Source organism: Alteromonas sp. R7 (assembly GCF_055755235.1).
Map to the genome: position 1 here is coordinate 240,780 of NZ_JBVTQX010000006.1, position 12,126 is coordinate 252,905.

General features: G+C 45.5%; 14 protein-coding genes. 10 read left to right on the forward strand and 4 right to left on the reverse strand.

The genetic code is table 11. From position 1 onward, the window contains the following. Nucleotides 1–27 precede the first annotated feature (27 nt). The 4 genes from AC0J2X_RS11925 to AC0J2X_RS11940 all read left to right on the forward strand — a co-directional run bounded on the left by AC0J2X_RS11925 (nt 28) and on the right by AC0J2X_RS11940 (nt 5,510). Nucleotides 28–2,490: a M1 family aminopeptidase gene (locus AC0J2X_RS11925; RefSeq protein ID WP_014980757.1), complete on the forward strand. Its 2,463-nt coding sequence runs from the start codon at nt 28–30 to the stop codon at nt 2,488–2,490. Continuing rightward, complete coding sequence (locus AC0J2X_RS11930) at nt 2,480–3,064, forward strand: DUF6702 family protein (protein WP_014977821.1); 585 nt, start codon at nt 2,480–2,482, stop codon at nt 3,062–3,064. Before AC0J2X_RS11925 ends, AC0J2X_RS11930 begins: the two co-directional genes overlap by 11 nt. A gap of 283 nt (nt 3,065–3,347) precedes the next feature. Next, nucleotides 3,348–3,767, forward strand: coding sequence for a hypothetical protein (locus AC0J2X_RS11935; protein WP_014951420.1), 420 nt, complete (start codon nt 3,348–3,350; stop codon nt 3,765–3,767). 375 nt (nt 3,768–4,142) lie between these two features. Continuing rightward, nucleotides 4,143–5,510 (forward strand): ABC1 kinase family protein, encoded by a 1,368-nt coding sequence (locus AC0J2X_RS11940; RefSeq protein ID WP_069945231.1) that lies wholly within the window; start codon nt 4,143–4,145, stop codon nt 5,508–5,510. A 175-nt stretch (nt 5,511–5,685) separates the two neighbouring features. Here the strand turns inward: AC0J2X_RS11940 and AC0J2X_RS11945 are convergent, their stop codons facing one another. Together AC0J2X_RS11945 and AC0J2X_RS11950 are read right to left on the reverse strand one after the other, a co-directional pair. After that, nucleotides 5,686–5,994 carry a DUF6482 family protein gene (locus tag AC0J2X_RS11945; RefSeq protein ID WP_014951422.1) on the reverse strand — a complete coding sequence of 103 codons (309 nt, stop codon included), beginning with the start codon at nt 5,992–5,994 and terminating at the stop codon, nt 5,686–5,688. A 90-nt stretch (nt 5,995–6,084) separates the two neighbouring features. Next, nucleotides 6,085–6,477, reverse strand: a complete 393-nt coding sequence (locus AC0J2X_RS11950) for a hypothetical protein (protein WP_014951423.1) — start codon at nt 6,475–6,477, stop codon at nt 6,085–6,087. Between the two features lie 381 nt (nt 6,478–6,858). On the opposite strand from AC0J2X_RS11950, the gene AC0J2X_RS11955 reads away from it, so the two are divergent. The 6 genes from AC0J2X_RS11955 to AC0J2X_RS11980 all read left to right on the forward strand — a co-directional run bounded on the left by AC0J2X_RS11955 (nt 6,859) and on the right by AC0J2X_RS11980 (nt 11,176). Next, nucleotides 6,859–7,719, forward strand: coding sequence for a DUF3014 domain-containing protein (locus tag AC0J2X_RS11955; protein WP_069945232.1), 861 nt, complete (start codon nt 6,859–6,861; stop codon nt 7,717–7,719). Continuing rightward, nucleotides 7,706–8,290, forward strand: coding sequence for a DUF1285 domain-containing protein (locus AC0J2X_RS11960; RefSeq protein ID WP_069945233.1), 585 nt, complete (start codon nt 7,706–7,708; stop codon nt 8,288–8,290). The genes AC0J2X_RS11955 and AC0J2X_RS11960 overlap by 14 nt, the downstream gene beginning before the upstream one ends. Before the next feature lie 149 nt (nt 8,291–8,439). Further along, on the forward strand, nt 8,440–9,732 hold the full coding sequence (locus AC0J2X_RS11965) for an amidohydrolase family protein (protein WP_069945234.1): 1,293 nt from the start codon (nt 8,440–8,442) through the stop codon (nt 9,730–9,732). A gap of 24 nt (nt 9,733–9,756) precedes the next feature. Further along, complete coding sequence (locus AC0J2X_RS11970; RefSeq protein ID WP_049586428.1) at nt 9,757–10,347, forward strand: YqaA family protein; 591 nt, start codon at nt 9,757–9,759, stop codon at nt 10,345–10,347. 162 nt (nt 10,348–10,509) lie between these two features. Beyond that, the gene (locus tag AC0J2X_RS11975) at nt 10,510–10,971 is read left to right on the forward strand and encodes a hypothetical protein (protein ID WP_014951428.1); all 462 of its coding nucleotides are present in this window, start codon (nt 10,510–10,512) and stop codon (nt 10,969–10,971) included. Between the two features lie 25 nt (nt 10,972–10,996). Further along, on the forward strand, nt 10,997–11,176 hold the full coding sequence (locus tag AC0J2X_RS11980) for a hypothetical protein (RefSeq protein WP_014951429.1): 180 nt from the start codon (nt 10,997–10,999) through the stop codon (nt 11,174–11,176). A gap of 21 nt (nt 11,177–11,197) precedes the next feature. On the opposite strand, the gene tusA is transcribed toward AC0J2X_RS11980, so the two are convergent. Together tusA and pyrE are read right to left on the reverse strand one after the other, a co-directional pair. Then, nucleotides 11,198–11,458, reverse strand: coding sequence for a sulfurtransferase TusA (gene tusA / locus AC0J2X_RS11985; RefSeq protein ID WP_014951430.1), 261 nt, complete (start codon nt 11,456–11,458; stop codon nt 11,198–11,200). Beyond that, on the reverse strand, nt 11,448–12,089 hold the full coding sequence (gene pyrE, locus AC0J2X_RS11990) for an orotate phosphoribosyltransferase (RefSeq protein ID WP_039228851.1): 642 nt from the start codon (nt 12,087–12,089) through the stop codon (nt 11,448–11,450). Before pyrE ends, tusA begins: the two co-directional genes overlap by 11 nt. Between the last annotated feature and the right edge of the window lie 37 nt (nt 12,090–12,126).

Consider the following 12,126-nt stretch of genomic DNA (forward strand, 5'->3'; position numbering starts at 1 on the left):
CTAACTTACAAGTTGCAAGGAACCTGCATGAGCACCGCAAAACGACACTTTTTCTGGCTAGCGCCAGTGTTGTCTATGCTGATTTCTCTTCCTAGTACCGCCGCTATTAAACAAACTAAAGGCGATTTCGAAGATAAATTCCGTCAGCTGGACGAAGTTCTCCCTACTCCAAACGTATACCGTAACGCCGCTGGTGAGCCAGGCCACCAATATTGGCAACAACAAGTAGATTACGATATTGACGTAAAGCTACTTGAAGACAAACGCCGCATTGAAGCAAGCGAAACCATTACTTACCACAACAACGCGCCAGATACGCTTAAGTACTTGTGGATCCAGCTTGACCAAAACAAATTCCGCGACGATTCAATGTCTGCGCTTACTACCACGTTTGGCGGTATCGGTAACCGCGGGCCGGGTACGCAAGCTGCTAGCGGCGATGCGCCAGCTAAGCTAAGCATGGGTGCATTGCGCCGTCAGCAGTTTGTTGACGACAACGAGCTGGGCTATACCATTTCTCGAGTTGAAGACAAAGCGGGCAATGACTTACGTCACACAGTAGTTGGCACCTTAATGCGTGTTGACTTGGCTCAACCGTTGAAGCCAGGCAGCAAAGTTACGTTCGATATCGATTTTGCGTTTAACATTGTTGAAGAAGACGCTGTTTCAGCACGTGCAGGTTACGAGCATTTCCCAGATGACGAACGTGAAGGTGGTAACGACATCTTCTTGCTAGCACAGTGGTTCCCACGCCTAGCTGCATACACCGACTACGAAGCATGGACTAATAAAGAATTTATTGGCCGTGGCGAGTTCACGCTAGAATTCGGTAACTACGAAGTAGATATTACGGTTCCTGCTGACCACATCGTATCGTCAACGGGTGTGCTTCAAAACCCGAAAGACGTGTTAACTAAAACACAGCGCGACCGTCTGAAAAAGGCAGAAAAAGCTGACCGTATCGTCTTCATCGTTTCACCAGAAGAAGCAATTGAGAACGAAAAAGAAGGCACGACTAAGCTTAAAACCTGGACCTTTAAGGCAGAAAACGTACGTGACTTTGCATGGGCCTCTTCGCGTAAATTTGCGTGGGATGCGCGTGGTTATCAGCAAGGCGGTGACACTCAACCATTGGTAATGGCCATGTCTTTCTACCCGAAAGAAGGTGGCGAGCTATGGCAGAAGTATTCTACAGAATCAATCATCCACACCATGGATGTTTATAGCCGCTTTAGCTTCGATTACCCATACCCAGTAGCCCAATCAGTAAATGGTCCAGTTGGCGGCATGGAATACCCCATGATCACCTTCAACGGCCCGCGTACAGAGCTTCGTGACGATGGTTCACGCACGTACTCGCTTGCTGAGAAACGTTTCCTTATTGGTGTGGTTATTCACGAAGTAGGTCATATCTATTTCCCTATGACAGTTAACTCTGACGAGCGTCAGTGGACGTGGATGGATGAAGGTCTTAACAGCTTCCTAGACGGCGTTGCCGGTCGTGAGTGGGATCCTACGATCCCGTGGGGCGTAGAGCCACGTGATATCACAGGCTACATGAAGTCTCAGACACAGGTGCCAATTATGACCCAGTCTGACTCAGTTCTTCGCCTTGGCCCAAATGCCTATACCAAGCCTGCAGTAGCACTTAACATTCTTCGCGAAACTATTCTTGGCCGTGAGCTGTTTGATTTCGCGTTTAAAGAGTACGCGCAGCGTTGGATGTTTAAACGTCCTACACCATCAGATTTCTTCCGTACTATGGAAGAAGCGTCAGGCGTTGACCTAGACTGGTTCTGGCGTGGTTGGTTTTACACCACAGACCATGTAGATATTAGCCTAGACAGCGTATACAAGCTTCGTTTAGACACTGAAGATCCAGATATCGATTTTGCTCGCGAACGCGAAGCAGAAATGGAAAAACCGAAGTCACTTACCGACCTTCGTAATAAAGAAGAAGGCAAAAAGCTTTGGGTAGATCGCTTTGAAGATATCAGTGACTTCTACGACGAAAACGATCGTTACACCGTAACTAACAAAGAGCGTAACAAGTACAAGAAATTCTTGAAAGATCTTGAGCCTTGGGAGCGTAAAGCGTTTGAGCGTGCGGTGAAAGAAGACAAAAACTACTACGTGCTAGATTTCAGCAACAAGGGTGGGTTGGTAATGCCAATCATTCTTGAACTAACGTTTGAAGACGGCACGAAAGAAGAAATGCGTATTCCTGCGGAAATCTGGCGTCGTACACCTAAAGCCGTAAGCAAGCTTATTGTTACCGACAAAGACAAAGAGCTGGTAAGCGTAACCGTTGATCCGCACTGGGAAACCGCAGACGTAGATGTGGAAAATAACCACTACCCGCGTCGTATCATTCCTTCGCGTATTGAAGCGTATAAGAATAAGCCGCGTAACACTTACGAGTACCGCGACCTTATGCACGACTCAAAGACCGAACTGAAAACCGACGACGAGGACAAAGATGACGAATAAGTTGTCTTTGGCTCGCTTGCAGCAGAGCGCTCATGCTCTGCTTGCAAGCGTAAGTGCATTCGCAATTACGGCTGCGCTATTAGTTAGCGCAATGTCGTACAGCACTGCAGCCCAAGCGCATCAAATAAAAGCAGCAATTACCACGGTACTGTTCAATCCTAGAACAGAAAATATTGAGGTGATGCACCGCTTTAATTTGCACGATGCTGAACACGCGGTTAAGGCACTGTTCGACAAGCACGCAGATATTATGGACGACATAGAAACGCAGCAACAATTCGCTGATTACGTCGCCCACCACTTTGCAATTTTAAATGCAGCAGGCGAGCCATTAAAGCTTGCTGATGTTGGTTTTGAAGTTGAAGGTAAGCACTTTTGGGTTTATCAGGAAACTGCTGAGCCGCCTGTACTTGAAGGCATTAAAATTCGCCATGATGCATTGCGTGACTTGTGGCCAAAACAAGTGAATACGCTAAATGTAGAAGGCAAGGGTGATATCAAAACCCTGACCTTTGCTGATAGCGTAAATTTGCTGGAAGTAAGCTTCAAAAGCCAAAATAGCGACCATCACTAATACCTAACGGTATAAGTTTATGAAAGCCCACCCGCATTCCTTGTCAAACGGCAGTGATTGCGGGTGGGCTTTTTTGTTTACGTGCTTCACGGTGTTCTTATAGATAATGTATGCCTACCTCAGCCTTTGCCCCTCTAATTCGAGCGCCGCATTCGAATAGGGAAAATCCTAAAACACGTTTTCTAATTGTCGTGTGAGACCGAAGTCGTATAGTCATCTTGGCATGCATGCTCTACCTTAATTATGGATAAACAGTTACTAAATTCAGTTAATGAGGTACATCATGACCCATAGCGCTGCATCACCGTTGCCTTCACAGGTCAAGAAACCCCAATCAAGAAGTGAGCGTAGTGCACGAAAACTACGTGCATCCAAAGCAGCTCAGTGCGCTGTTCAAGCAGAAGATGCGCAGCAAATGCAAGATGCCGATGCAAAGAACGTCAAACAAAACAATGCGTTCGCTGATAAGAAAAATATCATGTGGGTGCTGTTAAGTGGCGCAATGGCGCTAACCTTTGTCGTCATGCTGTTTTTGCCAGATACAGGGATGGGCGGCGGCCTTGTTTCCACCTATTCTGCCATGCTTTGGTGTGGCTTTTTTGGTGCAGCACTTTGGCGTTATAGAGCGACAAGTGGCTGGGCTGGGTTTGCTTACGGAAGCGTTGTTGGACTAGTGATTCAATTTATTTCACAGATAATCTAGCACACAGTGTTTTTACAATTGCCTTGTACAACTCTCCTAGTAAGAAAGCGCTAAGCGACTAGGAACGGCAAGTACACATTTCTTTTAAGTACATTATGGGCAATCTAAACGCGGCTTTTAAATCAGACTTCTGTTTAAACAGCTGTCTTATCCGTTGATTGCCCTGTTAGCAACCTCACTTCCTAAACATTAAGTCCTGTTGATCTTTGATGTACAGCAATGGTCAACAGGTCCTCAATGACTTTTGGCTGGAAACCCGATCCAGACGTTTTGTCCGACAGTATAATTTATAAACTCCAGTTACTTTTTTAGGTTATGTTTAGCCAATAACAAACCAAACGTTACCCTTCGCCCTTAATAAAACTGAGTGAGCCTATGGCAGAGAAGCCCAATAAATCCGCTGAATCACCAACCCGTTCTAGTAGAGCGGTACCGTCGTCGCGTTTATCGCGCATAGGCCGCTTGGGCTCATTGGCAGGTAGAATTGCAGGTAACGTAGTATCACAAGGTGCAGGACAACTGTTAAAGGGCGAGAAGCCCGCGTTGTCTTCGCTGCTCTTAACGCCCAAAAACATTTCAAACATTGCAGATCAGCTTGCCAGTATGCGTGGTGCAGCTATGAAGCTCGGGCAGCTTATTTCAATGGATGCAGGAGATTTTCTCCCCGAAGAGCTTGCGGTAATTCTAGGGCGATTACGGGACGACGCTGACCCGATGCCAAAAGACCAGTTAATTGCCACGCTGAATCAGTCTTGGGGCGAAAAATGGCAAGATGACTTACTTTACTTTTCCTTTGCCCCTATAGCTGCGGCCTCTATTGGTCAGGTGCATAAAGTCATTACGATGAACGGTCGGATGTTAGCAGTAAAAGTGCAGTATCCTGGTGTGAAAAAAAGCATAGATAGCGATGTAGACAACGTAGCTACACTTATAAAACTCACTGGCTTGGTACCCAAATCATTAGATATCAACCCGCTTTTACAAGAAGCTAAAGCTCAGCTTCACCAAGAAGCTGATTATGTGCGAGAAGCTGACATGCTCAACCGTTATCGCGCGTTGGTTGAAAGCACCGACATCCAAAACAAGGGGAGTAATGCGTTTGTCATTCCGCAAACCTTTGCTCCCCTTACCACCGGTACCGTGTTAGCGATGGATTTCATAGAGGCGCAAGACTTAGATGCGCTATTAAACGAGCCTCAGGACGTCCGAGATGCCGTGATGACGGCGCTAATGACTTTATTTTTTAATGAAATTTTTCATTTTAAGCTGCTGCAGAGCGACCCTAACTTAGCCAACTACCAGTTTAAACCCGATACAAAAGAAATCGTTCTGTTAGATTTTGGTGCTACACGGGATGTGCCTGACGCCATTTCAGCCCAGTATCAAACGTTACTCAACAGCGCCGCAGCCAACGATAGAGCGATGATGCAGCAAGCCGCGTTTCGCATAGGATTAATTGACGAAAGCCACTCTCAAACGCAAGTCGACGCCGTCATAAACATTGGTATGGAGGCGTGTGAAGCGATTCGCTGCGAGGGCGCTTATGACTTTGGACAAAGCGACCTTATTGCAAGGCTTCACGAAAAGGGAATGGCGCTGACTATGGAGCACAATTTTTGGCACACGCCGCCAGTAGATGCCCTGTTTATACACAGGAAGCTAGGTGGCTTATTTCTGTTGGCTAAACGATTGAAAGCTAAAGTAGATATGCGAAAGGCTGCAGGTACATGGCTGAATCTATAACCTGCACTTCGTTGGTGTGTTAAGCGAGTAAGAAACTACTTATTACGCAGCTTATATATCGTTTAAATCGGTTTTGCGGTGCTGTGCCATGTTTTACTGTGAAAACGTTGCGCTGCGACCTTACTGAACTCAAATAGGACCCACTTCAAAAAGCCTACAGCACTCGCACAACAGTCTAGTAAGGCAAATCCATACTGAACGGTAACGCCATCTGTTCTTTACTTTTTGGCGGGTTGCCAATCATTTCATCGTAAGGCGTATCGTGCTTCATTACCGCCTGCTGAACATGACAATGCGCGAAGGCTTCGCGAATGTGGCCGGCACTAAAAAAACGCATGGGCTTATCTTTGTTGTCGTAAAGCATGCCACTTTGACTGCCGATAGTGAGATAAACCAAGTAAACATTCATCTCATACGACTGAACTTCCAGATAATCTATCGCGGTAGGCGACTCTTCAATATCTCGAAAATAGAACTTCTGCATTTTTCTACCTCATGAACCAAGTATGCACCTTGCACGCCCTATATTCTTATTTAATGACGGAGGTTAGGGCGAAAAAACAGAATATATACGTTAAGCAAGGTGCTCAGGTTCATTAGATAGGTCTAGCGGAGGTCGGTGGTTTTTAAACCGTACTGCATTTGCCAACACCAGCAAGGATGCAAGAGAGCAGGCACTGTATAGGAACGCCGCCGTTCCCATTCCAGAAGCAATCCATAGTAATGGAAATACCAGCAACCTAGGGCCTTCAACAGCTAAAGCGACTTTCGCTTTAGACAGTATAAAGCCATTTTGTATACTCATAACAATGACAGTCGCTACAGCAATGATCTGATGCTTAGTTGACAAGTTATTGATATTTAAAAGGAGATAAAGCATTACTCCCAGCATGATTAGATGCTGCATAACACTGTAGCGTTTTACTGCTCGGTGTAATTTAGGGTGATACTGTCTAAACTTACTCACGCTAATTATCCTATAAGGGCACATTTAAGTTGAAACGGGGTCGTGAGGCTCGAAATATTCACTAATTATTATAGATAACAACGAGCTAGCATTTGCTTTTCAATGACTAATCAACACATTAGTACACAAACCCAATTTGTTAAACATTTGTTTTAAAATTATTTTTGCATTTACATAATATCGAATGTGAATGAGAAGAAAAAATGAGGGTTTTCCACTAAATTTGTATAAAAAGAAATCGGAAAGTGACTTTTTTACGTTAAAAAGTGTTCAAAATAAGGAATTTACAATCTAAGGGAACATTTCTCTTGATTGATTTTCTAAATTTGGGTGTTATCTCTGGTAGTATTACCAAAAGGATAGTTTTGTAGCGGAGTCATTATGAGCGAATCGTCGGAAAAGAAATCGTTAGGCCCACACTTTATCATTGTAGGCATCCTTCTTGTTGTTATTCTGGCTGTTGTGTTTTGGCCCAGCGACGATGAGCCTGAGCCAGTAGTTAAGCCTGAGCCCGAAGTGACTGAACCTGAAGTGACTACGCCAGAAGAGCCTGAAGTATTTGAGCCTACTCAGCCAGCCCCAACAGTAGAGCTTGAAGAAAAAGACGAGGTTGAGCCGCTTCCAGAGCCAGTTGAACCAGAACCGGAACCTCTGGATACCAGCGATCCTGCGGTGAAAGCTTCACTTATTGAGAGTTCGTCTGCGAGCGAAGAAACAGTTAACCGCATGCTGGTTGATGAAGGTCTAATTCAACGCTTTGTGGTGTCGGTTACGAATCTAGCAAATGATGAAATGGCGCCTAATCACCAGTTACTAACGCCACCTGAGCAGAACTTCCGCGTATACTCTCAAGCAGGCAAGCAATGGATTGATGCAGCAAGCTATAAACGTTATACACCATACGTAGATATGTTGGAGTCATTCAATAACGAAGCACTGCTTAACATATACGGTATTTATAAAGACGACATTCAGGCGAAGTACGCCGAAATTGGAAGCCCTGACCAAGACTTCAACAGCGTATTGCTTGAAGCGATTGATCAGCTTCTTGATACACCTGAAGTGCCGGTTCCTGTAGAGGTTTACACCGACTCGGTCGCCTACAAGTATGCTGATGATCGTCTAGAGAGTTTAAACGAGCCACAGAAACAACTTCTTCGTACTGGCCCAGATAACATGCGTCGCATAAAGGCAAAGCTACGCGAACTAAAAGTATTGGTTGAAGAGCGTGGATCTAACTAGATTTCAGCAGCAGCTTAAGGGCACGTCGTCAAAAGCGCGCCCTTTACCTCCTGTTGAACAATGGAACCCCGATTTTTGCGGTGACATTAATCTAACTATAGCGCTTGATGGAAGATGGTTTTATGAAGGCAGTCCTATTGGGCGCGCAAGCTTGGTTCAGCTTTTTGCTTCGGTGTTAAAGCGGGAAGGTGACAAGTACTTCTTAGTTACTCCCGTAGAGAAAGTAGGCATTACCGTTGAAGACACACCTTTTCTTGTAACTCAATGGCATAGGGAAGAGGGTGAATCAGCGAGTGATAACACCTATGTGTTTACCACACAAACAGGCGACATTGTAAGGTTAGAGCGTGCTGATCAGCTCGAACTTCGCGTTCCGCCTAAAGCCATACAAGATCCAGAGGCAACGCCCATTCCCTACCTATGCGTTCGCAGAAACTTGTGGGCAAGACTACATCAAAATGCCTATTATCAACTGCTTGAACAAGCTGATGAAAAACCGGATGAAGCCGGCACGCAATTTAGTATTCAGTCAAACGGCATCACCTTTATTTTAGGTGAAGTAAGCAACTAGCCTACTTTGTTGCTTCTGTCTCTTCGAACATATCAAAACGTAATTCATCTTCAATAAAGCACCGTTAACAGCGCTTTGTTTTGCGTTATACCTCTGACTGCATTACATTCGATATAGTCTATAAAACAATCAACAAGAAGACCTATATCATGAAAAAGCCTCTGATTACGCTGGCCGTTGCCAGTGCCTTACTTTCATCGCCCTTTTCCACTGTAGCCGACACGCTGATTCATGCAGGAAAAGTGTTTACTGGCACATCAAACTCTCTTCAGGAAAATGTGACTATTGTTGTTGAAGACAACAAGATCAAAGCGGTAAAAAAGGGGTTTGCTGAAGCCCAAGAAGGCGATACTGTCATCGACTTGAAGACGTCAACCGTTATGCCAGGTCTGATGGACATGCATGTTCATTTGTCTTCTCAACATGGTGGTCCTCAAACGTATCTGGAGCGCTTTTCACTAAATGAAGCCGACTATGCATTACGGGCAGCGAACTACGCTAAGATTACGTTAGATTCGGGCTTCACCACGGTTCGCAACTTAGGGGATGGCTACAACGAAACCGTTGCGCTAAGGAACGCTATTAGTAAAGGCTATGCTACAGGCCCGCGTATTTATACCGTTGCTAAATCTATTGCTACTACAGGCGGACATGCCGACCCAAGTAACGGCTTATCTCATTTACTTCGCCCGGATGTAGGCCCCAAGCAAGGAGTGGTTAATGGCGAAGCTGAAGCGCGAGAGGCAGTAAGGACTCGTTACCAAGATGGTGCGGACTTAATCAAGATCACCGCAACCGGCGGCGTATTGAGCGTTGCTAAAAGCGGCCAAAACCCACAATTCATGACCGATGAATTAGAAGCAATTGTTGAAACGGCAAAAGACTACGGTATGACAGTGGCGGTGCACGCGCATGGGAAAGAGGGAATGAAGCGGGCTATTGAAGCCGGTGTAGATTCTATCGAACACGGCACTTATATGGATGACGAAATCCGCAAATTAATGAAGAAGCAAGGCACCTACTATGTACCAACAATACTGGCAGGAAAGTTTGTAGCAGACAAAGCCAAAATTGATGGCTTCTTTCCGGAATTGGTGCGCCCGAAAGCTGCAGCCATTGGCCCGCTTATCCAAAATACCTTTGAACAAGCACATAAAGCAGGCGTAAAAATTGCTTTTGGTACAGACAGTGGTGTATCAGCCCACGGCGACAATGCGCAAGAGTTCTCATTAATGGTTGAAGCGGGTATGAAGCCTGCTGACGCGCTGCTAAGTGCCACCGTGAATAGCGCGAATTTACTAGGTATCAGCGATATTCTTGGCACGCTGGAAGAGGGTAAGTTGGCTGATATTGTTGCGGTTCAAGGCAACCCGCTTGACGATATATCGCTTATGGAAAGCGTGTCTTTTGTGATGAAAGACGGAGTCGTTTACAAGCAGTAGAAAAAATAAAGTGGTAGGGATTACATGGAACTAGGTAAAAAGGTTAAGCACAAAACCAAAAAACTTGTCGATTCTAAGCATATGTTAAAGGGCATCACTCTTGCCTCATTTTTAGAATCAACCATTGTTCCCATACCACTAGAAGCCGTAATGGTGCCACTAATGCAAGCAAGACGGGAGTCGCTTTGGAAAATTGCATTAATGGCCACCATAGGCTGTGTGATTGGCGCAGTCTTCGGCTATGCCCTCGGTTACTACCTCTTCGATATGGTTGGTCAGTGGCTTATAGATACTTTTTTTAGCCAAGAGCAATTCGACAATGTAAAACAGCAGATGCAAAACCAAGGTTTTTGGTTCGTAATGACCTTAGGTATTGCCCCTATTCCTTTTCAGGTTGCGATGCTTGCAGCAGGTGCAACCCAATACTCACTTCCGCTTTTTCTTTTAGCTACTGTTATTGCGCGTTCAATTCGCTATTTCGGACTCGCAGCCGTGGTTTATTACACAGGAGACAAAGCTGAGCAGCTCATTAAGCGCTACAAAATGAAAGCGGTTATTGCTATCACAGTTGCAGTGCTTCTTTTATGGTGGCTTTCAAATTTAATCAGCCAATAAGCTCGCCTGTACTAGTGACTCAAAGCACTTAATAGGCGAGACAAACGATGCCGTTGGTTCACGACAACGTAAATATCAAATCAACCCAATAGATTTTTTGAACTTTACATTTGATAATGATTCTTATTTGCACTAATGTAATAAAAAACAGGAGGTGCTTATATGAATGTTCAGCGGCTATGCCCAGTTTACAAAAAGTGGCTACAGCTAAACCCTTCAAACGCGCGACAGCATCGCTATGCTATGCAAGCGCAGACGCAGCAAGCCCATCAACAGGGCAGATTGGATTATGCGAGAGAGTTAGGCTATCAAACCTTTGAGGCCGCAAAGGTTATCCTTAATGCGCTTCAGCCTACCTCTTTGCAGAAGGTCAGTGTAGTTCAAGAAGACGTACTCGCTTTTTCCACTATGGGAATGTACTTATCTTCTCTGCTTGCCGAAGAACATAGGAAGCGAGAATCTCACGCTATTTTACAAGAATGTCAGCAACAGCTTATTGCCATATTACCCCTGCATGCCACCAATCCTTCTATATGCAGGCTAATCGCGGCCATTCAGCATACCCTTGAGCAAACCTATGTCCCCCAAGCAAGCAAACGACTCGCTTCTGTGGCCGTGCATTAAATACTTTAGATAAAAGGAGATAGTTATGGCGTCGAAACAAATTTCAAGCGAAGACGGCTTTGTCTCATTAAACGTTAGAGCTTCTGTACTTCAAAAAATGCTTAATGGTGAAGTGCTACACATGACAGATATTCACTGTACCTGTTCGCGAAGCAAGCAGGTTTTGAAGCAACTTTTATTGCAGGCTGCTAGCGGCCGCGAATAGAAACAGTAACAAAAAAGGCGCTCAAGCGCGCCCTTTCTTAATAACGTATTGGTAAGGCATGGTCTCGGTTTGAGACGCAACCAGCGTGTGGTCCATAAAGCGGCAAAAGCTAGGAATATCTCTGGCCGTTGAGGGATCGTCAGCCGTGACCGATAAAGTTTCCCCATCGGCCAGCTTTCGAATATTCAGACGCACCATCATTACTGGCTCTGGGCAACGCAATCCTAGCGCATCTAAATGCTGACTAGCCGCGCTAAATGCGCTGTCAAAATCAGATGCCATAATTTTCACGATAGGTGTTAATGGCGCTGATTTCGCTATCAAACCCGCCTTTCTCGGTCAGATAAGCCACGACATCGGCAAGCGATACAATAGAGATAACCTGAGTGCCAAAATCGCGCTCGACCTCTTGAATAGCTGACAGTTCGCCATTACCGCGCTCTTGTCTGTCTAGCGCAATCAGCACGCCAGACAAGCTAGCCTGCTGCTGCTCGATTAAGGTCATCGATTCGCGAATAGCCGTACCCGCAGTGATCACGTCATCCACCAGCATAACCTTACCTTCTAGTGGGCTGCCAACTAGATTGCCGCCTTCACCGTGGGTTTTCGCTTCTTTGCGGTTGAAGCAATAAGGGACATCAAGCTTGTGGCTATCGGCCAATGCAACGGCTGTTGTTGTCGCAATAGGAATGCCCTTATAGGCTGGACCAAAAAGTACATCGAACGCAACGCCTGCGTCCATTAACGCATCAGCGTAAAAACGCCCCAACTTAGCCAAATCGCCACCGCGATTAAACAAACCGGCATTGAAAAAGTACGGGCTAACGCGGCCTGACTTTAAAGTGAATTCGCCAAATTTCAGTACGCCACGTTCAATGGCAAACTCAATAAAATCACGCTGAAACGCTTTCATGATGACCTCTTAATTTCTAATTTACGCGTTGGTTCTA